This is a genomic window from Streptomyces sp. NPDC002276 (genome assembly GCF_053891435.1).
On the sequence record NZ_JBSFCQ010000014.1, the window covers coordinates 215570 to 235797 of the forward strand.

The following is a 20228-nucleotide window of genomic DNA, read 5'->3' on the forward strand; positions in this document are numbered from 1 at the left end:
GGACCCCGGGCTGATCAGGTCTTCCGGACCGTACGCAACCCAGGTCGAGGGGCCGACCTGTCGCGAGGACCAGCTCGGGTCGTCATCTGCGCGCCGGTGCGTCCGAGACTCATATGGACGAGATGCGGACGGCGTTGGGCGGGCGCACGCTGAGGGCATGACGGCCGGTGCTCCATCAGGGCCCCCGGAAGGCCCGCTGCGGCAGGGCGGGCGGCAGAGCAGCGCATCTCCTCGACCTCGGTGGGGGAGGTTGAGCAAGGGCGTCGTGACGCACGTCGTGGCCATCGTGATCGGCTTCGCGATCGGAGCCGTCGCAGGCCATGCCGGCGCCGACGGCTCGACGGACACTCCGGCGACGCCGAAGGTCACCGTCACGGAAACCTCCACCGCGACGGAGACCTCGTCGACCGAAAGCTCCGGCACTGCCCAGAAGGCGCGGTCCGGCGAGATTCCGGGAGACGGTACGTACGTGGTCGGCGAGGACATCGAACCTGGCACGTACCGCACGGACGGCCCGCAGGGCGGGCTCGTCCCCAACTGCTACTGGGCTCGTCTGAGCAGTACTTCCGGCGACTTGCGGGACATCATCGCCAACGGAAACACCAAGGGGCGGACGACGGTCACCATCGCGTCCACGGACAAGGCGTTCACCACCAGTGGCTGCAACAGGTGGACGAAGGCCGACTAGAGATCCTCAAGTCCGGGTCGCGGCAGCTGACTTGATCGAAGCGGGGCCGGTGCAAGGGCGTCACCGAAACCGCTGCGTCCGCCTGCTCGATGCCGCACGCCGGCGCAACTCGGAACCCCCGCCCTCCTGGTATGGACCAAAGTCTTGACGTGACCGTGCCACGGTCCTACTGTCGCGACATCGCGTTCATGTTGAAACACAAAGTTCATCTACATGAACAGGCATCGCCGCCAACCGAGTCCATCGAGCAGACAGGAAGGCACCCCCCATGCGCATGCGTACGCTGCTCACCTCCCTGGCCACCGTCACCGCCGTCACCGGCGGCCTGGCCCTTGCCGCTCCGGCCGCGTCGGGCAGTACCAACGTCACCGGCGCCATCGCCTCACCCCTCGCGGATCCGACCGTCGCGCCCGGCGGGAACTTCGACCTGGGGGTGTGGCAGCTCCAGGAGCCGGTGGGTTCCCCCGGCTCGCCCACGACCATCTCGTCGGCCCGCCTCCAGGGGGCCAACGGCTTCCAGGACTCGTACTTCTACACGGACACCCGTGACGGCGCGATGACCTTCTGGGCGCCGGAGAAGGGCGTCACCACGCCCAACTCGAACTACGCCCGCTCCGAACTGCGGGAGATGAACCGCAGCGGCAGCGCCGCCAACTGGTCGCTCAGCGGCACGCACACGATGAAGGCGACGCTACGGGTCGTCTCCGTCACCTCGAACGTCTGCGTGGGCCAGATCCACCTCGGCACGGGAGGCACGTCCACCAAGCCGCTGCTGGAGCTGTACTACCGGTCCAGCGGCGACATCGTCCTCGGCACGGAGAACTCGCCCGACGGCGGCCAGACGCTGCACACCGTCGGCAACGTGGCCGTCGGCAAGACGTGGAGCTACACGATCGGCGTCTCGGGCGGCAACACCATCAACCTGACGGTCAACGGGAGCACCACGCACTACGCCATCCCGTCGTCCTTCAACGCCTACAAGCAGTACTTCAAGGCCGGTTCGTACAACCAATCCTCCTCCGACAGCACCACCAAGGGTGCCCGGGTCGCCTTCTACGGGCTCACCGTCTCCCACAGCTGAGCGAGCCTCGACGGCCGACGCGGCCTGCGGCGGGGCAGACTGATCCCATGTCGTCACGCCGCAGGAGTTGCCCCGAGTGCCGTCGCGAGATCGCCGTCGTCGCTGGACGGTTCGCGCGACACGACCCGCCCGGCGCACGCGAGAGCGGCGAGCTCGTGTCGTGCCCCGGCTCGCGCCGGCAGGCGGAACTCGGGGCGGCCCAGCCCGCGTTGGACGGTTACGCGGTGCCGGACTTCCCGGGCCAGATGCCACTGTTCTAGTCAGCAGGAGAACGTCCGGCGGACAAGCTCAGTTCCCCGCCACCGACTTCACCGCCACCGACACCGGCGCGGACCCACCGATCAGCTCCAGCGTCAGGCCGGCCGTAGCCGGGGTCTCCACCAACTCCGCGAGTACGGCGGCCACATCGTCGCGCGGGATCGAACCGAGCCCGGTGTGGGCCTCCAGGCGGACCAGGCCCCGGCCGGCGTCGTTCGTGAGCGAACCGGGGCGCAGAATCGTCCAGTCCAGGGCATCCAGCCCGCGTACGTACGCGTCGGCCTCGCCCTTGGCCCGCAGGTACACGTCGAACACGCCGTCCCCGGGGTGCGCGGGATCCGCGCCCATCGAGGAGACGACGACATGACGTCGTACGCCCGCCAGGACCGCCGCGTCGGCGAACAGCACCGCCGAACCCCGGTCCACCGTGTCCTTCCGGGCCGTACCGCTCCCCGGGCCCGCGCCCGCCGCGAAGACCGCCGCGTCCGCACCCCGCAGCAGCGCCGCGACCTCTTCGACCGAGGCCGACTCCAGGTCGAGGACGAGCGGCTCGGCGCCGGCCGCCCGCAGATCGTCGCTCTGCCCGGCGTTGCGGATGATGCCCGCGACCTCTTCACCACGCGCGGCGAGCAGACGCTCCAGCCGCAGCGCGATCTGACCATGACCTCCAGCGATGACAATGCGCATGCCTTCGACCGTACGCCCGGACGGCCGCACGCGCCGCACGACTTCAGCCGCGTCCCGGCAGCACACCCCCGTGCCGCACGCGCCGGGCGCGCGAGCAGGGATGCGTGCGGGTCTTCGCGCCCCAGGCGCACGCCCCGGAGCGGCAGCGGGTCACGCCAAGCGGCTCACGCACCGCGCCCAGCCCCCGCTTCCGGTCCCGTCGAGCGGCTCACCGACCGCGCCCCGCTGCTGCCTTGAGCCACGTCGAGCAGCTCAGGCACCGCGCCCCGCCTCCGACCCGGCTCACGACAGCTCGCCGCGCCCCTGCCGCGGCAGCCCCAACTCCGCGCCCGCCGCCGTGTTGCAGTACTCCCGCACCGCGCTCGTCCGTGCCACCACGCGCCCCCGGTGCACCACGATCCGGCTGTACGCCAGCGAGAGCGCGCCCGCGAGCCGGTCGCCGCGCACCGCGAGCAGTTCGGCCGGAAATCCCGCCTCGACCCGCACCTCGGGCAGACCGAGCGCCGCCCGCGCCGACGAACTCACCGTGTCGTACGCGTCCTCGGGCCGCATCCCGTGCCGCGAGGCGAGCAGGTAGGCCGCCTCCAAGGGGTCACCGCGGCCCACGGGGTTGGACATGTCACGCAGGGCGCCGCTGCCCGCGGCCACCTGGACGCTGGCCGTGCGCAGCAGTCGTACGGGAGCCGTGCCCCGGCGGTCGACGCCGCCGCAGCCGCCCTGCGGCAGGCACACCACCGTCACGCCGGCCGCGGCCAGTTGGTCCGCGATCCGGGTGACCGTGTCCGCGGGCAGCCGCCCCAGGCCGCCGCACGGGCCGAGCGTCACCCCGGGGCGCATCCCGCCCGCGACCGCCGCCAGCCGCGCCAGGCGGGTCGGGTCGGCGGCGTCCGTGTGCAGGTCGACCGGACAGCCGTGCTCGGACGCGACCTCAAGGACCGCCTCCAGGTACCCCGTCGGATCGGGGTCCAGATCTGGACAACCGCCCACTACGGAGGCACCCATTTTCAGCGCGTCCCGCAGCATCGCGAGCCCGTCCGCCCCCGCCACCCCGGTCAGCAGCCGGGGCATCGCCACCGCCGTCAGCTCCGCCAGCCCGCGCAGCGCCCGCCGCGCCCGCAGTACGGCGGCCAGTGCGCTCAGCCCCTGGACGTCCCCCACGCGCACGTGTGCCCGCTGTGCGGTCGCCCCGTGGCCGAGTTGCAGCAACGCGGCCTCCGTGGCGCGGCGCTGGACGTCCTGGGGGTCGTAGGAGACCGGTCCGCCGTTCTCGGCCGACAGCGCGGTGTCGCTGTGCGCGTGCGGCTCGGCCGGGGCCGGGAGGAGGAGGTAGCCGCTGAGGTCCACGCGCGCGCCGCACGCGCGCGTGGCGTCCGTCGCCAGGCTGCCCGCCGTGCCGACCGCCTCGATGCGCCCGCCGCCCAGCCGTACGTCCACGGTCCTGCCGTCGGTCAGCCGGGCCCCGCACAGCAGGAGCGCGGCCGGGTCGGCCGGTCCCGACGAGCCCGACGAGCCCGACGACGAGTGGGACGGCTGGGGCTGGCTGTCGGGCATCGCGCTCCAGGGGCTCAGGGCTTCGCGGGCTCGGCTTCGGGGCTCATGGCGGGGGGCTGCGCAGAGGGGCGCAAGATCACGCAGAGTGAGTCGAGCCTAGGGCGGTGATCCGCTCGCGGCCGGGAGGAGCGCAATAGTCGTACCGGTGTGGTCCCCCGTACGGGAGGGGGTTCCGGGGCCGCTGGGAGGGCCGTGGAATCGGCTGGAGCGGTGCCGCGAAACGGATTTGGGTGAACGGCGGCGGAGCGTGTAATGTCTTCATCGCTCGCCCCAATAGCTCAGTCGGTAGAGCGTCTCCATGGTAAGGAGAAGGTCTGCGGTTCGATTCCGCATTGGGGCTCTGGTGTGAGAGGTTTCTGCCGCAAGGTGGGAACCAATCCCATCACAGCGGTGTAGCTCAGTCGGTAGAGCAAGCGGCTCATAATCGCTGTGTCACCGGTTCAAGTCCGGTCACCGCTACTGACAGTAGCCGATTGCGGGGTCGGTCCTTCGATCGGCTATTCTGTTATGCGTTCATAGTCCCATCCGTTCGTCAAGGAGCACTCCTGTGGCTGCCACCGACGTCCGCCCGAAGATCACGCTGGCCTGCGTGGAGTGCAAGGAGCGGAACTACATCACCAAGAAGAACCGGCGTAACAACCCGGACCGACTGGAGATGAAGAAGCACTGCCCGCGTTGCAATGCGCACACCGCGCACCGCGAAACGCGATAAATACAGGCTCGTACACGAGGCCGTCCCCGCACGTTGGGGGCGGCCTCGTGTCGTTATCAGCAGAGCAGACACATCAGGAGGTGCCGAGTCATGGCGCTCGACCAGTCCTTCGTGGGGCGGACCTACCCGCCCACCGACCCCTACGAGGTGGGCCGGGAGAAGATCCGTGAGTTCGCGGAAGCGGTGGGGGACGCCAACCCGGCATACACGGACCCGGAGGCCGCCAAGGCGCTCGGACACTCCGATGTGATCGCCCCGCCGACCTTCGTCTTCTCCATCACCTTCAAGGCCGCGGGACAGGTCGTCCAGGACCCGCAACTCGGCCTCGACTACAACCGCGTGGTGCACGGCGACCAGAAGTTCGTCTACGTCCGTCCCGTGCGCGCCGGTGACCGCCTGAGGGTCACCTCCACGATCGAGGCGATCAAGTCGATGGCGGGCAACGACATCCTGGACATCCGCGGCGAGGTCCACGACGAGGCCGGCGAGCACGTGGTGACCGCCTGGACCAAGCTCGTGTCCCGCGCGGCGGAGGGGAACTGACATGACGGCGAAGATCGCGTACGACGACATCGAGGTCGGCACCGAGCTGCCGGCCCAGAGCTTCCCCGTGACGCGCGCCGCCCTCGTCCAGTACGCGGGTGCCTCCGGGGACTTCAACCCGATCCACTGGAACGAGAAGTTCGCCAAGGAGGTCGGGCTCCCGGACGTCATCGCGCACGGCATGTTCACCATGGCCGAGGCGATCCGCGTGGTCACCGACTGGACCGGCGACCCGGGCGCGGTCGTCGAGTACGGCGTCCGCTTCACCAAGCCCGTCGTCGTCCCGAACGACGACCAGGGCGCGACCGTCGAGGTCAGCGCCAAGGTCGCGGCCAAGCTCGACGACAACACGGTCCGCGTGGACCTCGTGGCGACCAGCGCCGGCCAGAAGGTGCTCGGGATGTCACGAGCCGTCGTACGACTGGCGTGAACGTGAGCCGAGGTAAGGGGCGTCCGCCATTGCGGGCGCCCCTTACCTGTCGGTCGGCCTGGGCCGACTTGGTGACTTGCAGTGACACCGCGCGGTCCGCCCGTGTGCCGTGCCCCACACCCCTTGACCAAGTTAGTGATTGAGTACTAACTTTCTCGCATGGTCAGGATGAGCGCAGAAGAGAGGCGCGAGAGCGTCATCCGCGCGGCGATCACCGAGTTCGCGCAGCGGGGGTACTACGGCACCTCCACGGAGGCGATCGCCAAGCGCGTCGGTGTCTCGCAGCCGTATCTCTTCCGGCTCTTCCCGGGCAAGAAGGCGATGTTCGCGGCGGCGGCGATCAGGTGCGTCGAGGACGTGTGCCGGGTCATCGAGGAGTCGTCCAAGGGGCTGGAGGGCGAAGAGGCCGTGCACGCCATGGCCGACGCCTACGTGCGGCTCATCACGGAGCATCCCGAGAAGCTCCAGATGCAGATGCAGACGTACATCACGGTGGCCGCCGCCGAGGCGGAGGGCGACCACGAGTTCGGCGAGGCCGTACGCAAAGGCTGGATGCGGCTCTGGGACATCGTGCATCTGTCCATGGGTGCGGACGTGAACGACACCGCGACCTTCATGGCGCACGGAATGCTGATCAACACCCTTGCGGCCATGGGCTTCCCGCCCGAGCACAGGGTCTGGGAGGGGATGTACCCGGAGGCCCGTGTCACCGGTCGGCTGGAGAAGTCGTAGCGGCGGGCAAGGGGCGGATTCCGCGCCTTTTCATGAGCGTCAAAGTTAGTCATCAATAACTAATCATCGGTAGCGATCACCCACACTGGGGGAGCGATGTCAGAACAGACCGCACCGCGCGGGGGCATGGTCTGGGCCCTCGTCATCACCAGCGTCGCCGGATTCATGGCGGCCCTCGACAACCTCGTCGTCACCACCGCCCTGCCCTCCATCCGCAAGGACCTCGGAGGCGCGCTCGGCGACCTGGAGTGGACCGTGAGCGCCTACACGCTCACCTTCGCCGTCCTGCTGATGTTCGGCGCGGCCCTCGGTGACCGGTTCGGCCGCCGCCGGCTCTTCCTCGTCGGCATCACCATATTCACCGGCGCCTCCGCCGCCGCGGCCATGGCGACCGGCATCGACTCCCTGATCGCGGCCCGCGCGGTCCAGGGCGTCGGCGCGGCGATCATGATGCCGCTGACACTGACCCTGCTCACCGCGGCCGTACCCGCCGCCAAGCGCGGCATGGCCTACGGCATCTGGGGCGCCGTCAACGGACTCGCCGTCGCCTCCGGACCGCTCATCGGCGGCAGCCTCACCGAACACGTCTCCTGGCACTGGATCTTCTGGCTGAACGTCCCGCTCGGCCTGGCCCTGATCCCGCTCGCCCGCCTCCGCCTCTCCGAGTCCCACGGCACCGGCGCCCCGCTCGACTTCCCCGGCACCCTCCTCGTCAGCGGCGGCCTCTTCGGGATCGTCTACGGCCTGGTCCGCGGCCCCGCCGACGGATGGGCCAGCCCGCTCGTCCTCACCGGACTGTTCGCGGGGAGCGCGCTGTTCGCCGGCTTCGTCCTCTACAGCGTCAACGCCAAGAACCCCATGCTCCCGATGCGGCTGTTCCGCTCCCGCGCCTTCTCCGGGATCAACGCGGCGAGCCTGCTGATGTTCCTCGGGATGTTCGGGTCGATCTTCCTGCTCAGCCAGTACATGCAGGGCGTCCTCGGCTACTCGCCCACCGAGGCGGGCCTGCGGATGCTCCCCTGGACCGGTATGCCGATGCTGGTCGCACCCGTCGCGGGCATCCTGTCCGACCGCGTCGGCGGCCGCCCGGTCGTCGCCGCCGGCCTCTTCCTCCAGGCCGCAGGGCTCGGCTACATGGCGTACATCGTCACCACCGACGTCTCCTACGCCGCCCAGCTGCCCGGCCTCATCCTCAGCGGGATCGGCATGGCCCTGTTCTTCGCACCGGCCGCCAACCTGGTCATGTCCAGCGTCCGCCCCTCGGAACAGGGCATCGCCTCCGGCGCCAACAACGCGCTCCGCGAGGTGGGCGGCGCGCTCGGCATCGCGATCATGGCGTCGATCTTCTCGGCGCAGGGCGGTTACGAGACCGGACAGAGCTTCGTCGACGGACTGAAGCCCGCGCTGGTCACCGGCTCGGGAGTGGTCGCCCTCGCCGGAATCGCGACCCTGCTGATCCCGACGCGGCGCCGCGCGGCGGAGCTCGTGAAGGTGGCCGAGTCGGCCGACAGCGCCGGGTCCGAGTCGGTCATGGAGTCGGCCGGCCGCTGAGCACGAACAACCGGCACGACCGGGAAGGAACGACCGGCACGACCGGGAAGGAACGACCGGCACGCGCGCGTGGGGCCCCACCAACACCGGTGGGGCCCCACGCGCGCGTGCGCGCCACCCCACCGCGCCCGGCGTTGTCAGTCCCGTCTCGTAGTCTTGGCCCCGTGCAGGAACTCCACGACGCTCCCCTCGCCCCGCTGACCACCTTCCGGTTGGGCGGTCCCGCGACACGCCTGATCACCGCAGGCACCGACGCCGAGGTGATCGACGCCGTCCGCGCGGCCGACGACACCGGGACGCCGTTGCTCGTCATCGGGGGCGGGTCCAACCTCGTCATCGGGGACAAGGGGTTCGAAGGCACCGCCCTGCGCATCGCCACCCGCGGCTTCGCCCTCGACGGCACACGGCTGGAGCTGGCCGCCGGCGAGGTGTGGACCGACGCCGTCGCCCGCACAGTGGAGGCCGGACTCGCCGGAATCGAGTGCCTCGCCGGGATCCCCGGCTCGGCGGGCGCGACCCCGATCCAGAACGTGGGGGCGTACGGCCAGGAGGTCTCCGCCACCATCACCGAGGTCGTCGCCTACGACCGCACCACCCGCGCGACGGTCACCCTCACCAGCGAGGAGTGCGCCTTCTCGTACCGCCACAGCCGCTTCAAGGCCGAACCCGAGCGCTACGTAGTACTGCGTGTCCGCTTCCAGCTGGAGGACGCGGACGGGCTGTCGGCGCCGGTCAAGTACGCCGAGACGGCCCGCACCCTCGGCGTCGAGCCCGGCGACCGGGTGCCGCTCGCGCGGGCCCGCGAGACCGTCCTCGCGCTGCGCGCCGGCAAGGGCATGGTCCTGGACGCGGAGGACCACGACACCTGGTCGGCCGGTTCCTTCTTCACCAACCCGATCCTCACCGAGGAGCAGTTCACCGCGTTCCACGCGCGCGTGCGGGAGCACCTCGGAGAGGGCGCGGAGCCGCCCGCCTATCCGGCGGGGGAGGGACACACCAAGACCTCCGCCGCCTGGCTGATCGACAAGGCGGGCTTCACCAAGGGCTACGGCAGCGGGCCCGCCCGCATCTCCACCAAGCACACCCTCGCCCTCACCAACCGCGGCGAGGCGACCACCGCCGACCTGCTCGCCCTGGCCCGCGAGGTCGTCACCGGCGTTCACGACACCTTCGGGATCACCCTCGTCAACGAGCCGGTGACGGTCGGCGTCAGCCTCTGACAGCGCCCTCCGGAGGGGCTCAATAGGCCACCCCCACCCCCTGCTTGACCGTCCCCGGATCGTCGGTCATCGCCAGCATCGCGTGCGCCACGTCCGCGCGGGCGATGAACCGGCCCTTGTCCGGGAAGCCGCCCACGACCGTGCGGTACGTGCCGGTCACCGGCTTGTTCCGCAGGCGCGGTGGGCGGACCGACGTCCAGTCGGTCGTACTGCGGGCCAACTCCGCCTCCATCTCCCGCAGATCGGCGTACACGTCCTTCAGGAGCGCCGAGATCAGCCCGCGCGCGGTGCGGTCGAGGAGACCGGCGCCCGCCGGTTCGGGGCCGACCGGACCGGCGCTCACCACCAGCACCCGGCGCACCCCCTCCGCCTCCATGGCCGCCAGAACCGTCCGGGTGAGCCGGGTCGAGACGCCGGCGTCCTTGCGACTGCGGGCACCGAGCCCCGAGAGGACCGCGTCCCGGCCCGCGACCGCGGGGCGCAGCGCCTCCGGGTCGGTGAGGTCCGCGCGGAACACCTCCAGGCCCTCGCCCCGCACGGCCAGCCGCGCGGGATCCCGGACGACCGCTGTCACCCGGTGACCCGAGGCCAGCGCCTGGCGGACGATCTCCTGACCGATGCCTCCCGTGGCACCGAAAACGGTGAGCTTCATGGCCTGCTCCTCAGCCTCACGGGGTGGGTGAGCATTTACTCACCCCTGCCTCCCTCTAGAGTGGGTAAGTACTCACCCACTCGTCAAGCCCGAACGGACCCGTCATGGAATCCTCGAAGCCCGCCCGGGTCCGCATCCTCGACGCCGCCCACGAGTTGATGTTCACCGTCGGGCTGGCCCGGGCGACCACCAAGGAGATCGCGAAGGCCGCCGACTGCTCCGAAGCCGCGCTCTACAAGTACTTCGCGAGCAAGGAGGAGCTGTTCATCAGCGTCCTCTCCGAACGGCTGCCGCAGCTGACCCCGCTGCTGCACAGCCTCGCCGCCGAGCCCGGACAGCACTCCCTGGAGGACAACCTCACCGAGATCGCCCGCCAGGCGGCCCTCTTCTACGAGCAGAGTTTCCCGATCGCGGCCTCCCTGTACGCCGAGACCCAGCTCAAGCGACGCCACGACGAGGCACTGAGAGAGCTCGGCTCCGGCCCCCACAAGCCGATCGAGGCCCTCGACGCCTACCTCCGCGCCGAACAGACCGCCGGCTGCGTCCGCCGTGACGTGGACACCTTCGCCGCCGCGTCCCTCCTCCTCGGCGCCTGCGCACAGCGCGTGTTCGCCTACGCGGCGACACAGACCGGCGTACGCCCGCCCGTGGACGAGTTCGCGCCACGCATCGCCAGGACGCTGCTGGGCGGAATCTCCGTTGCCGAGGACCCCTCCGGGCCGTGATCCTTGCCGTATGAGGCACGCCAAGTGGAGCTGAGGCTGACCCAGTTCAGGCCCAGGACCGGCCCCCACGAACACCGGGTCGTCCAGCCCAGGCAACCGCTGCGCCACACCTCACTGCGTGAGCCGGCGCCGATCGGGATGCTCGTGGGGGACCACGACGGGCTGAGCCGGCTCGCGGGGCTGTTCTCGTTCGCCGCCTGCTCGCGGCACACCATCGTGCACGTTCCGCTGCGGGACTGCGTGCCGCCCGACGAGGGGTGCGGGGAGCTGGTCGATCTGGTGCTGGCGCACTCGGAGGTGGGGCTGCGGCCCTCCAAGTGGCCCGAAATGAGGCGGGCGTTGGGGCGCGGCACACCGCTCACCGTGCGCACGGACGAGGCCCGTACCGAGCGGCACGCGCGCGCGTGGCTGGAGCGGCCGTACGACCGTGGGCTGTTGCGGCACACCACGCACGCGCGGACGTACTTCCTCATCGGCGGCCGTGAGGCGTTCTCCTATGCGGCCACCGCCTTCGCCTACGCGGCCGGCTTCGGGCCGCGGGACAAGCGGGTCGTCAAGGGAAAGTCGGCGTTCATGGCCGGCCTTCAGTACGAACTGGAGCCCACGCGCGGGGCTGGGCACCCGCCCGAGGTCCTGATCGGTTTCAAGCCGTATCTGCCCTACGCCCACTTCGAGCGACCGGGGCGCTGAGCCAGTCGTCGATGCCCGACAGCAGCTTGGTCTTCATGTCCTCCGGGGCCGCCGATCCCCGTACCGACTGCCGGGCCAGTTCGGCCAGTTCGCGGTCCGAGAAGGCGTGGTACCGGCGGGCGATCTCGTACTGGGCCGCCAGCCGGGAGCCGAACAGGAGGGGGTCGTCGGCGCCGAGCGCCAGTGGGACGCCCGCTTCGAAGAGGGTCCGCAGGGGCACGTCCTCGTGCTTCTCGTAGACGCCCAGCGCCACGTTCGAGGCGGGGCAGACCTCGCAGGTGATGCCCCGGTCGGCGAGCCGCTTCAGCAGCCGCGGGTCCTCCGCCGCGCGCACCCCGTGGCCGATCCGGGTCGCGTGCAGGTCGTCCAGGCAGTCCCGCACCGAGGCCGGGCCCGCCAGTTCACCGCCGTGCGGGGCGGACAGCAGGCCGCCCTCCTGGGCGATCGCGAAGGCCCGGTCGAAGTCCCGTGCCATACCCCGGCGTTCGTCGTTCGAGAGGCCGAAACCGACCACCCCGTGGTCCGCGTACCGCACCGCCAGCCGGGCCAGCGTGCGGGCGTCCAGGGGGTGTTTCATGCGGTTCGCGGCGACCAGCACCCGCATCCCGAGCCCGGTCTCGCGGGAGGTCGTCTCCACCGCGTCGAGGATGACCTCAAGCGCCGGGATCAGCCCGCCCAGGCGCGGCGCGTACGACGTCGGGTCCACCTGGATCTCCAGCCAGCCCGAGCCGTCCCTGACGTCCTCCTCGGCGGCCTCGCGCACCAGCCGCTGGATGTCCTCGGGTTCCCGCAGACACGACCGCGCCGCGTCGTACAGCCGCTGGAAACGGAACCAGCCCCGCTCGTCCGTCGCCCGCAGTCTCGGCGGCTCCCCGCTGGTCAGCGCGTCGGTCAGGGCGTCCGGCAGGCGTACGCCGTACTTGTCGGCCAGCTCCAGCACGGTGGTCGGCCGCATCGACCCGGTGAAGTGCAGGTGCAGATGGGCTTTCGGCAGTTCAGAGACATCACGTACACGCTCCATCCGGGAATCCTGCCGTACGTTCCCGCCGTGCCGGTACCAATTTCCCCGATAGTGGTCTTGCTCGCACACAGCAGCGGGCCGCCTTCCCGGAGGGAAACGGCCCGCACGCACGCGTGGAGCACGAAAAACGTCAGTCCTGGGCCTCGGCGAGCAGCTTCTGGATGCGGCTGACGCCCTCGACGAGGTCCTCGTCACCCAGGGCGTACGACAGCCGCAGGTAACCGGGGGTCCCGAAGGCCTCGCCCGGGACGACCGCGACCTCGGCCTCCTCCAGGATCAGCGCGGCCAGCTCGACCGAGTCCTGCGGACGCTTGCCGCGGATCTCCTTGCCGAGCAGCGCCTTGACCGACGGGTAGACGTAGAACGCGCCCTCGGGCTCCGGGCAGACCACGCCGTCGATCTCGTTCAACATGTGCACGATCGTCTTGCGGCGGCGGTCGAAGGCCTCGCGCATCTCCGCCACGGCCGTCAGGTCACCGGAGACGGCGGCCAGCGCGGCGACCTGGGCGACGTTCGAGACGTTCGACGTGGCGTGCGACTGGAGGTTGGTCGCGGCCTTGACGACGTCCTTAGGGCCGATGATCCAGCCCACCCGCCAGCCGGTCATGGCGTACGTCTTGGCGACGCCGTTGACGACGACGCACTTGTCGCGCAGCTCGGGGAGGATCGCGGGCAGCGAGGTGAACTTCGCGTCTCCGTAGACCAGGTGCTCGTAGATCTCGTCCGTCATGACCCACAGGCCGTGCTCGACGGCCCAGCGGCCGATCGCCTCGGCCTCCGCCTCGCTGTAGACGGCGCCGGTCGGGTTGGACGGCGAGACGAAGAGGACGACCTTGGTGTTCTCGGTGCGGGCCGCCTCCAACTGCTCGACGGTGACGCGGTATCCGGTCGTCTCGTCGGCGACGACGTCCACGGGGACACCGCCCGCGAGACGGATCGACTCCGGGTACGTCGTCCAGTACGGCGCGGGGACGATGACCTCGTCGCCCGGGTCGAGGATCGCGGCGAAGGCCTCGTAGATGGCCTGCTTGCCGCCGTTGGTGACCAGGATCTGGGAGGCGTCCACCTCGTAGCCCGAGTCGCGCAGCGTCTTCGCGGCGATCGCGGCCTTCAGCTCCGGCAGACCGCCGGCCGGGGTGTAGCGGTGGTACTTGGGGTTCGAGCAGGCCTCGATCGCGGCCTGGACGACGTAGTCCGGAGTCGGGAAGTCCGGTTCACCCGCGCCGAAGCCGATCACCGGACGTCCGGCGGCCTTGAGGGCCTTGGCCTTGGCGTCCACGGCGAGGGTGGCGGACTCGGAGATCGCGCCGACTCGGGCGGAGACCCGGCGCTCGGTGGGAGGGATTGAGGCGCTCATGGGTCCATCGTTTCAGACCGGAAACCCGCCCGGCACACCGGTTTCACAGACTGAACAGGATCGGGCGGGCACTGAACAACCGTCCGGATTCCCGCTCCCGCCTGGACGATCTTCCGTCGGCAATCCCCGTACAGGCACTTTCTGTTCGACGGCCGCCCCAGGACCACGTACACTCCTACCTCGTTGGCCTTCAGCAGCCGCGCCCTACTTGGTGCACACCGAGCACCCGGGTGGATGCGGTACGTTGGGGATGTCACAAAGGGTCGTAGCTCAATTGGTAGAGCACCGGTCTCCAAAACCGGCGGTTGGGGGTTCAAGTCCCTCCGGCCCTGCTACACACACCTTCACCAAGAGATGTGTGCGCAGCGCATGTACGTACAGCAATGCACCGCCGTGCGGCTCAGACCGGGCGCGGCACGGCCACGACCCGGGAACAGGTGAGGATGAATGGCGGACGCCGTGGGCTCCATCGACATGCCTGATGCCCAGGACGAGGTGTCGGAGTCCAAGAAGAAGGCCCGCAAGGGCGGCAAGCGCGCCAAGAAGGGCCCGCTGAAGCGACTCGGCATCTTCTATCGCCAGATCGTCGCGGAACTCCGCAAGGTCGTCTGGCCGACGCGCAACCAGCTGACGACGTACACGACCGTCGTGATCGTCTTCGTCGTCATCATGATCGGTCTGGTGACCGTGATTGACTACGGACTGAATCACGCCGCGAAATACGTCTTCGGCTGAGGCCGGAAGCGAAGGGCGCCCTGACCGGCGCCCCTTTCGCGTGTTCCACCCCCATGTATCCAGGAAGAAGCAGCCACCGTGTCTGACCCGAAGCTGAACGAGGCCGTCGAGCCGGACGAGTCCGTGGAAGACGAACTCGACATCGTCGAGGGCGCGGACGAGGACCTGGACGAGGTCGAGGCTGCGGATGCCGACGCGGGCGAGCCCGCCGAGGAAGCCGCCCTGCACGTCGAGGACGAGGACGCGGAAGCGACCGAGGACCTCGATGACGAGGACGACGAAGCCACGGCCGAGGACGACGAGGAAGAGGCCGAACCGGCCGAGCCCGTCGACCCCGTGGTCGCCCTGCGCGAGGAACTGCGTCTCCTGCCCGGCGAGTGGTACGTCATCCACACGTACGCTGGCTACGAGAACCGCGTGAAGACCAACCTGGAGCAGCGCGCCGTCTCGCTCAACGTCGAGGACTACATCTTCCAGGCCGAGGTGCCGCAGGAAGAGGTCGTCCAGATCAAGAACGGCGACCGCAAGACCATCAAGCAGAACAAGCTCCCGGGCTACGTCCTGGTCCGCATGGACCTGACGAACGAGTCCTGGGGCGTCGTCCGCAACACCCCCGGCGTCACCGGCTTCGTGGGCAACGCCTACGACCCGTACCCGCTGACCCTGGACGAGATCGTCAAGATGCTCGCCCCGGAGGCCGAGGAGAAGGCCGCCCGCGAGGCCGCCGAGGCCGAGGGCAAGCCGGTTCCGCAGCGCAAGGTCGAGGTCCAGGTGCTGGACTTCGAGGTCGGTGACTCGGTCACCGTCACCGACGGCCCGTTCGCGACGCTCCAGGCGACCATCAACGAGATCAACGCCGACTCGAAGAAGGTCAAGGGTCTCGTCGAGATCTTCGGCCGCGAGACGCCGGTCGAGCTGTCGTTCGACCAGATCCAGAAGAACTAGCACGTCACACAGCTTCCGTCCAGGTCAGGTCGGCTCTTCCGGAGCTGGCCTGACCTGCTCGGTTTCACGCCTCGCCACGATGTCCCTTATCGTGGTGCGGTTGCCTGGCTTCTGTCGGGCACAGCGAAGACCAACGAAGATAGAGGACCCGGAATGCCTCCCAAGAAGAAGAAGGTCACGGGGCTTATCAAGCTCCAGATCAACGCCGGTGCGGCCAACCCGGCCCCGCCGGTCGGCCCCGCGCTCGGTCAGCACGGCGTCAACATTATGGAGTTCTGCAAGGCCTACAACGCGGCGACCGAGTCGCAGCGTGGCTGGGTGATCCCGGTGGAGATCACGGTCTACGAAGACCGCTCCTTCACCTTCGTCACCAAGACTCCGCCGGCCGCGAAGATGATCCTCAAGGCCGCGGGTGTCGAGAAGGGCTCCGGCGAGCCGCACAAGACCAAGGTCGCCAAGATCACCCAGGCGCAGGTCCGCGAGATCGCCACGACCAAGCTCCCCGACCTGAACGCCAACGACCTGGACGCCGCGTCGAAGATCATCGCCGGCACCGCCCGTTCCATGGGCATCACGGTCGAGGGCTGACCTTCACCCGCAGAAGTGATTGTGGTGGGACCCGCTCGGTCCGTACCACGACTCCTCAGAACACATCAGGAGCAGTAGTGAGCAAGCGCAGCAAGTCTCTCCGCGCTGCGGACGCCAAGATCGACCGGGACAAGCTCTACGCCCCGCTTGAGGCCGTCCGTCTCGCCAAGGAGACCTCCACCTCCAAGTTCGACGGCACTGTCGAGGTCGCCTTCCGCCTGGGTGTCGACCCGCGCAAGGCCGACCAGATGGTCCGCGGCACCGTGAACCTCCCGCACGGCACCGGCAAGACCGCCCGGGTCCTGGTCTTCGCGACCGGTGACCGTGCCGAGGCCGCGACCGCCGCGGGCGCCGACATCGTCGGCTCCGACGAACTCATCGACGAGGTGGCGAAGGGCCGGCTGGACTTCGACGCCGTCGTCGCCACCCCGGACCTCATGGGCAAGGTCGGCCGCCTCGGCCGCGTGCTCGGTCCCCGTGGTCTCATGCCGAACCCCAAGACCGGCACCGTGACCCCGGACGTCGCCAAGGCTGTCACCGAGATCAAGGGTGGCAAGATCGAGTTCCGAGTCGACAAGCACTCGAACCTGCACTTCATCATCGGCAAGTCGTCCTTCGACGACACCCAGCTGGTGGAGAACTACGGCGCGGCCCTGGAGGAGATCCTCCGTCTGAAGCCGTCCGCCGCCAAGGGTCGCTACATCAAGAAGGCCGCGATCAGCACCACGATCGGCCCCGGCATTCCGCTCGACCCGAACCGCACCCGCAACCTCCTCGTCGAGGAGGACCCGGCCGCCGTCTGAGCCCCGCGCTCACCCCGGTAGCCGCGTCGCGTACGCGTCAGAATTGGACGAGCCCCGCAACCTTCGAGGTGCGGGGCTCGTCCTCTTTCGTACGGGGTGTCAGTGCTCTGCGCTAGCGTTTGGGACAGGCACAGCAATCGTTTAGGGGTGGGGGACGGATGAAGAGCAGGACCGTGCGCAGGATGGGTCTCTCGATCGCGTTGGGGACCGCGCTGGCCTCGGTGGCCGCTTGCAGTTCCACGGGTTCCTCCGGGGGCGACGGCAAGGACGACAAGACTGTCGGCAAGGGCACGGCCCATGTGAGCCCCATAGCGGCCCTGCGCACCGCAGAGCAGTCCACGGACAAGGCCGACTCCGCCAAGGTCGAGTCCTCCACGGTCCTGGGCACCCTGATGTCCATGGACGCCAAGGGCAACCTCGGCTGGAGCGACGGCATCAGCGGCACCCTCACGATGAACTACACCGGAGGCTCGATGGCCGACGCGATGCGCGCGGCCGGCAGCACCTCGATGGAGGCGCGCTATCTGCCCGACGCCTACTACGCCAAGATGGGCGAGAAGTTCGCCGCGCAGGCCGGCGGCAAGCACTGGATCAAGTACGCGTACGACGACCTCGCCAAGCTCGGCGGCAGCTCCGGCGCGTACCTCAAGGACCAGATGCAGAACTCCACGCCGAACCAGTCGGTGAAGCTCCTGCTCGCCTCCGGGGACGTCAAGAAGGTCGGTACGGAGTCGGTCCGCGGCCAGCAGACCACGCACTACTCGGGCACGGTCAACGTCGCGGACCTCGCCTCCAAGAACTCCAACCTCACGGCGAGCCAGCTCGACGGCCTGAAGAAGCAGCTCACCTCGGCCGGTGTCTCCACGGAGCAGGTCGACATCTGGATCAACGCCCAGGACCTGCTGGTCAAGAAGGTCGAGAAGGGCGAGATGTCGTCGGGCGAGTACAGCCAGACCGCCTACTACAGCGACTACGGCGTGAAGGTCGAGGCCACCGTGCCCCCGGCGAGCGACACCGAGGACTTCATGTCGCTGCTGAAGAAGCAGGGCGTGACCCCGGGCAGCTCCGACACGTCGACCGGGTCGGGCACCAGCTCCTGAGCCGCTCAACTCGCCCTGAGGCCTAGGGAATTCACGAGAGATCGGGTGCCGGGCTCGCCGCGCTGCTCCTCGCCGGGGAGCGGTCGGCTGCTCCAAGCGCGCCGAGGACCCCTCGACGGACACGGCGCCCGCGGCGACCGGGTCCGGCACCAGCTCCCGAGCCGCCCAACTCGCCCTGAGGCCAAGGGAATTCGGATGGCCGCGGCCGGCGCCGGGACCGCCGAGGCCGGCAAGAACCCCGCCGCCGAGGCCGAGGGCGGCGAGGGCCCGTTCGATATGACGGTCGCCGTCCCGTCCGCGAACGGCACCACCGACCTCGCCCAGCTGATGAAGGACGCCCGGGGCTGGGCCGTACGGGCGGATTTGCTTGAGGGTGTGGGGGTCCCGTACTCTTCGGGAGAAGCCAAAGACCGCTGGTCGTTGCCGTGTGCTCGTAAGAGGGCGCGGTGACCGAAGGATCCGCTGAACAGGTGGACGACCCGCGCAGGTGAACTGGATGTGCTCCCGGAGACGTTGTTTTCGGTCGAGCTACGCCCCGTGCGCCTGCGCCGGGGCGTTTTCTCTGTCCCAGCCCCTTCTGAGCGGTCCTCATCACCCGGAAGGAGGCCGACGCTCTATGGCAAGGCCCGACAAGGCTGCCGCGGTAGCCGAGCTCGCGGGACAGTTCCGCGACTCGAACGCCGCCGTGCTGACCGAGTACCGGGGTCTCACCGTGGCGCAGCTCAAGACGCTGCGTCGTTCGCTCGGTGAGAACGCCCAGTACGCCGTGGTGAAGAACACGCTGACCAAGATTGCGGCCAACGAGGCCGGGATCTCTACGCTCGACGACCTGTTCAACGGTCCGACGGCGGTCGCCTTCATCACCGGTGACCCGGTGGAGTCGGCGAAGGGTCTTCGTGACTTCGCCAAGGACAACCCGAACCTCGTCATCAAGGGCGGTGTCCTTGACGGCAAGGCGCTGTCCGCCGACGAGATCAAGAAGCTCGCGGACCTTGAGTCCCGCGAGGTTCTGCTCTCCAAGCTGGCGGGTGCTTTCAAGGGCAAGCAGACTCAGGCTGCGCAGCTCTTCCAGGCGCTCCCGTCGAAGCTCGTCCGTACGGTGGACGCCCTTCGCGCCAAGCAAGAAGAGCAGGGCGGTGCCGAGTAATTCGGCTCGCAGCATGACCGCCGCCTGAGGCTCCGCGCCGCAGGGCAACGGTCGTAGCGGGCCGAACGTACGCCCGCCAGACATGTACACACCGGCACCAGCCGAAAATTAGTGGAAGGAAGCCATCGTGGCTCTCACCCAGGACGAACTGCTCGCCGAGTTCGAGACCATGACCCTCATCCAGCTTTCCGAGTTCGTGAAGGCGTTCGAGGAGAAGTTCGACGTCACCGCCGCCGCCGCGGTCGCCGTCGCGGGTCCGGCCGGCCCGGCCGCCGTTGCCGACGCCCCGGAGGAGCAGGACGAGTTCGACGTCATCCTCACGGGTGCCGGCGAGAAGAAGATCCAGGTCATCAAGGTCGTGCGTGAGCTGACCTCGCTGGGCCTGAAGGAGGCCAAGGACCTCGTGGACGGCGCCCCGAAGCCCGTCGTCGAGAAGGTCGCCAAGGACGTCGCCGAGAAGGCCGCCGAGTCCCTCAAGGCCGCCGGCGCCTCCGTCGAGGTCAAGTAACACCTCCAGGTCGTGGACGAGGTCCCAAGGACCTTGTAACGCCTAAGCACCGAAGAGCGATCATCCATCTGGGTGGTCGCTCTTCGGCGTTCCTGGGTCGGGTGAGCGGCTGCCTTGCGGCCAGGGGTTCGCGGAGTATGGTGATCTTCTTCGTGCCTCCGAGCACCCTGGCGGCATGTGGGGTGGGCCATGGAGGTCTTGACGAACCGCACGCAGCGCGCAATTCTCAGGACGCGTCGTCACAACGATCCGAATCCGAGGCATGGATCGGCGGCGAAGAGGGCAGTATCAACGCGTTGAGGACGTGAGCTTGCCGAGGGTGTTGAGCACGACGAGGGTCTCAAAAAAGCGGGGCTGGACATCAGTGCGCCAAGTGGCTACACTGACCCTTTGCGCTGCCTGTTAGCTGCTCCCTGCCCGTCACCAGGGGCATGCCCTCGCTTTAGCACCGACGATCGGATCGTCCCTGACCTGGGACTTCTGTCTCTGTGCGCGAGTGGGGGG

Annotated in this window: 24 protein-coding genes and 3 tRNA genes; 22 read left to right on the top strand and 5 right to left on the bottom strand. The window is 69.2% G+C overall.

Translation table 11 applies throughout. The annotated features are described in order from the left end of the window. The first annotated feature begins 265 nt into the window (after window positions 1-265). The 3 genes from ACWIHT_RS31985 to ACWIHT_RS31995 all read left to right on the top strand — a co-directional run bounded on the left by ACWIHT_RS31985 (window position 266) and on the right by ACWIHT_RS31995 (window position 2029). Entirely contained in the window at window positions 266-688 is a 423-nt protein-coding gene (locus ACWIHT_RS31985) for a hypothetical protein (protein ID WP_456171766.1), read from the top strand. A gap of 268 nt (window positions 689-956) precedes the next feature. Further along, entirely contained in the window at window positions 957-1769 is an 813-nt protein-coding gene (locus ACWIHT_RS31990; RefSeq protein ID WP_456171767.1) for a polysaccharide lyase family 7 protein, read from the top strand. Window positions 1770-1816: 47 nt separating this feature from the next. Next, on the top strand, window positions 1817-2029 hold the full coding sequence (locus tag ACWIHT_RS31995) for a hypothetical protein (RefSeq protein ID WP_093627344.1): 213 nt from the start codon (window positions 1817-1819) through the stop codon (window positions 2027-2029). Between the two features lie 28 nt (window positions 2030-2057). Here the strand turns inward: ACWIHT_RS31995 and ACWIHT_RS32000 are convergent, their stop codons facing one another. Both ACWIHT_RS32000 and ACWIHT_RS32005 read right to left on the bottom strand, forming a co-directional pair. Continuing rightward, window positions 2058-2714 (bottom strand): NAD(P)H-binding protein, encoded by a 657-nt coding sequence (locus ACWIHT_RS32000; RefSeq protein WP_399118829.1) that lies wholly within the window; start codon window positions 2712-2714, stop codon window positions 2058-2060. 282 nt (window positions 2715-2996) lie between these two features. Beyond that, window positions 2997-4265, bottom strand: a complete 1269-nt coding sequence (locus ACWIHT_RS32005) for an amidohydrolase family protein (RefSeq protein ID WP_456171768.1) — start codon at window positions 4263-4265, stop codon at window positions 2997-2999. Between the two features lie 267 nt (window positions 4266-4532). Between ACWIHT_RS32005 and ACWIHT_RS32010 the strand changes: the two genes are divergently transcribed. The 8 genes from ACWIHT_RS32010 (at window position 4533) to ACWIHT_RS32045 (ending at window position 9453) form a co-directional block, all read left to right on the top strand. Next, a tRNA-Thr gene (locus tag ACWIHT_RS32010) sits at window positions 4533-4605 on the top strand. A gap of 46 nt (window positions 4606-4651) precedes the next feature. Further along, window positions 4652-4724: transfer RNA gene (locus tag ACWIHT_RS32015), tRNA-Met, on the top strand. 88 nt (window positions 4725-4812) lie between these two features. Beyond that, entirely contained in the window at window positions 4813-4977 is a 165-nt protein-coding gene (gene rpmG / locus ACWIHT_RS32020; RefSeq protein WP_003948671.1) for a 50S ribosomal protein L33, read from the top strand. Between the two features lie 90 nt (window positions 4978-5067). Beyond that, window positions 5068-5520, top strand: a complete 453-nt coding sequence (locus tag ACWIHT_RS32025; protein ID WP_456171769.1) for an FAS1-like dehydratase domain-containing protein — start codon at window positions 5068-5070, stop codon at window positions 5518-5520. Between the two features lies 1 nt (window position 5521). Further along, window positions 5522-5950 carry a MaoC family dehydratase gene (locus ACWIHT_RS32030; protein WP_456171770.1) on the top strand — a complete coding sequence of 143 codons (429 nt, stop codon included), beginning with the start codon at window positions 5522-5524 and terminating at the stop codon, window positions 5948-5950. Between the two features lie 159 nt (window positions 5951-6109). After that, complete coding sequence (locus tag ACWIHT_RS32035; protein WP_456171771.1) at window positions 6110-6682, top strand: TetR/AcrR family transcriptional regulator; 573 nt, start codon at window positions 6110-6112, stop codon at window positions 6680-6682. Window positions 6683-6778: 96 nt separating this feature from the next. Further along, a complete protein-coding gene (locus ACWIHT_RS32040; protein WP_456171772.1) occupies window positions 6779-8233 on the top strand; it encodes a DHA2 family efflux MFS transporter permease subunit in 1455 nt (484 codons plus the stop codon). A 164-nt stretch (window positions 8234-8397) separates the two neighbouring features. Then, a complete protein-coding gene (locus tag ACWIHT_RS32045) occupies window positions 8398-9453 on the top strand; it encodes a UDP-N-acetylmuramate dehydrogenase (RefSeq protein WP_456171773.1) in 1056 nt (351 codons plus the stop codon). Window positions 9454-9472: 19 nt separating this feature from the next. On the opposite strand, the gene ACWIHT_RS32050 is transcribed toward ACWIHT_RS32045, so the two are convergent. Next, a complete protein-coding gene (locus tag ACWIHT_RS32050; RefSeq protein ID WP_456171775.1) occupies window positions 9473-10105 on the bottom strand; it encodes an NAD(P)-dependent oxidoreductase in 633 nt (210 codons plus the stop codon). 104 nt (window positions 10106-10209) lie between these two features. Between ACWIHT_RS32050 and ACWIHT_RS32055 the strand changes: the two genes are divergently transcribed. Together ACWIHT_RS32055 and ACWIHT_RS32060 are read left to right on the top strand one after the other, a co-directional pair. Next, entirely contained in the window at window positions 10210-10830 is a 621-nt protein-coding gene (locus tag ACWIHT_RS32055; RefSeq protein WP_456171776.1) for a TetR/AcrR family transcriptional regulator, read from the top strand. Between the two features lie 24 nt (window positions 10831-10854). Further along, a complete protein-coding gene (locus ACWIHT_RS32060) occupies window positions 10855-11520 on the top strand; it encodes a hypothetical protein (protein WP_456171777.1) in 666 nt (221 codons plus the stop codon). Here ACWIHT_RS32060 and ACWIHT_RS32065 read toward each other — a convergent pair. Together ACWIHT_RS32065 and ACWIHT_RS32070 are read right to left on the bottom strand one after the other, a co-directional pair. After that, window positions 11474-12541 carry an adenosine deaminase gene (locus tag ACWIHT_RS32065; RefSeq protein WP_456171778.1) on the bottom strand — a complete coding sequence of 356 codons (1068 nt, stop codon included), beginning with the start codon at window positions 12539-12541 and terminating at the stop codon, window positions 11474-11476. The two genes, ACWIHT_RS32060 and ACWIHT_RS32065, sit on opposite strands and share 47 nt — an antisense overlap. 130 nt (window positions 12542-12671) lie before the next feature. After that, window positions 12672-13898 (bottom strand): pyridoxal phosphate-dependent aminotransferase, encoded by a 1227-nt coding sequence (locus ACWIHT_RS32070; RefSeq protein WP_456171779.1) that lies wholly within the window; start codon window positions 13896-13898, stop codon window positions 12672-12674. Between the two features lie 259 nt (window positions 13899-14157). On the opposite strand from ACWIHT_RS32070, the gene ACWIHT_RS32075 reads away from it, so the two are divergent. The 9 genes from ACWIHT_RS32075 (at window position 14158) to rplL (ending at window position 19724) form a co-directional block, all read left to right on the top strand. Then, window positions 14158-14230, top strand: a tRNA-Trp gene (locus ACWIHT_RS32075). A 115-nt stretch (window positions 14231-14345) separates the two neighbouring features. Then, entirely contained in the window at window positions 14346-14633 is a 288-nt protein-coding gene (secE, locus tag ACWIHT_RS32080; RefSeq protein WP_019055477.1) for a preprotein translocase subunit SecE, read from the top strand. 78 nt (window positions 14634-14711) lie between these two features. Continuing rightward, window positions 14712-15578 (top strand): transcription termination/antitermination protein NusG, encoded by an 867-nt coding sequence (gene nusG, locus ACWIHT_RS32085; RefSeq protein ID WP_456171780.1) that lies wholly within the window; start codon window positions 14712-14714, stop codon window positions 15576-15578. Between the two features lie 153 nt (window positions 15579-15731). Beyond that, complete coding sequence (rplK, locus tag ACWIHT_RS32090; protein WP_019072313.1) at window positions 15732-16166, top strand: 50S ribosomal protein L11; 435 nt, start codon at window positions 15732-15734, stop codon at window positions 16164-16166. A gap of 77 nt (window positions 16167-16243) precedes the next feature. Next, a complete protein-coding gene (gene rplA / locus ACWIHT_RS32095) occupies window positions 16244-16969 on the top strand; it encodes a 50S ribosomal protein L1 (protein WP_200710700.1) in 726 nt (241 codons plus the stop codon). 158 nt (window positions 16970-17127) lie between these two features. Then, window positions 17128-18069 carry a hypothetical protein gene (locus tag ACWIHT_RS32100; RefSeq protein ID WP_456171781.1) on the top strand — a complete coding sequence of 314 codons (942 nt, stop codon included), beginning with the start codon at window positions 17128-17130 and terminating at the stop codon, window positions 18067-18069. A gap of 195 nt (window positions 18070-18264) precedes the next feature. Then, a complete protein-coding gene (locus ACWIHT_RS32105) occupies window positions 18265-18519 on the top strand; it encodes a hypothetical protein (RefSeq protein ID WP_456171782.1) in 255 nt (84 codons plus the stop codon). Window positions 18520-18685: 166 nt separating this feature from the next. Next, the gene (rplJ, locus tag ACWIHT_RS32110) at window positions 18686-19216 is read left to right on the top strand and encodes a 50S ribosomal protein L10 (protein ID WP_033279978.1); all 531 of its coding nucleotides are present in this window, start codon (window positions 18686-18688) and stop codon (window positions 19214-19216) included. A gap of 124 nt (window positions 19217-19340) precedes the next feature. Next, window positions 19341-19724 carry a 50S ribosomal protein L7/L12 gene (gene rplL, locus ACWIHT_RS32115; RefSeq protein ID WP_262064007.1) on the top strand — a complete coding sequence of 128 codons (384 nt, stop codon included), beginning with the start codon at window positions 19341-19343 and terminating at the stop codon, window positions 19722-19724. Window positions 19725-20228: the final 504 nt, after the last annotated feature.

Excerpts from the sequence above, each read along its gene's own strand:
- ACWIHT_RS31990 (WP_456171767.1), top strand. The coding sequence starts at position 957 with ATGCGCATGCGTACGCTGCTCACCTCCCTGGCCACCGTCACCGCCGTC.
- ACWIHT_RS31995 (WP_093627344.1), top strand. The coding sequence starts at position 1,817 with ATGTCGTCACGCCGCAGGAGTTGCCCCGAGTGCCGTCGCGAGATCGCC.
- ACWIHT_RS32000 (WP_399118829.1), bottom strand. The coding sequence starts at position 2,714 with ATGCGCATTGTCATCGCTGGAGGTCATGGTCAGATCGCGCTGCGGCTG.
- ACWIHT_RS32005 (WP_456171768.1), bottom strand. The coding sequence starts at position 4,265 with ATGCCCGACAGCCAGCCCCAGCCGTCCCACTCGTCGTCGGGCTCGTCG.
- ACWIHT_RS32025 (WP_456171769.1), top strand. The coding sequence starts at position 5,068 with ATGGCGCTCGACCAGTCCTTCGTGGGGCGGACCTACCCGCCCACCGAC.
- ACWIHT_RS32030 (WP_456171770.1), top strand. The coding sequence starts at position 5,522 with ATGACGGCGAAGATCGCGTACGACGACATCGAGGTCGGCACCGAGCTG.
- ACWIHT_RS32035 (WP_456171771.1), top strand. The coding sequence starts at position 6,110 with ATGGTCAGGATGAGCGCAGAAGAGAGGCGCGAGAGCGTCATCCGCGCG.
- ACWIHT_RS32040 (WP_456171772.1), top strand. The coding sequence starts at position 6,779 with ATGTCAGAACAGACCGCACCGCGCGGGGGCATGGTCTGGGCCCTCGTC.
- ACWIHT_RS32050 (WP_456171775.1), bottom strand. The coding sequence starts at position 10,105 with ATGAAGCTCACCGTTTTCGGTGCCACGGGAGGCATCGGTCAGGAGATC.
- ACWIHT_RS32055 (WP_456171776.1), top strand. The coding sequence starts at position 10,210 with ATGGAATCCTCGAAGCCCGCCCGGGTCCGCATCCTCGACGCCGCCCAC.
- ACWIHT_RS32065 (WP_456171778.1), bottom strand. The coding sequence starts at position 12,541 with ATGGAGCGTGTACGTGATGTCTCTGAACTGCCGAAAGCCCATCTGCAC.
- ACWIHT_RS32070 (WP_456171779.1), bottom strand. The coding sequence starts at position 13,898 with ATGAGCGCCTCAATCCCTCCCACCGAGCGCCGGGTCTCCGCCCGAGTC.
- secE (WP_019055477.1), top strand. The coding sequence starts at position 14,346 with ATGGCGGACGCCGTGGGCTCCATCGACATGCCTGATGCCCAGGACGAG.
- rplK (WP_019072313.1), top strand. The coding sequence starts at position 15,732 with ATGCCTCCCAAGAAGAAGAAGGTCACGGGGCTTATCAAGCTCCAGATC.
- ACWIHT_RS32100 (WP_456171781.1), top strand. The coding sequence starts at position 17,128 with ATGAAGAGCAGGACCGTGCGCAGGATGGGTCTCTCGATCGCGTTGGGG.
- ACWIHT_RS32105 (WP_456171782.1), top strand. The coding sequence starts at position 18,265 with ATGGCCGCGGCCGGCGCCGGGACCGCCGAGGCCGGCAAGAACCCCGCC.
- rplJ (WP_033279978.1), top strand. The coding sequence starts at position 18,686 with ATGGCAAGGCCCGACAAGGCTGCCGCGGTAGCCGAGCTCGCGGGACAG.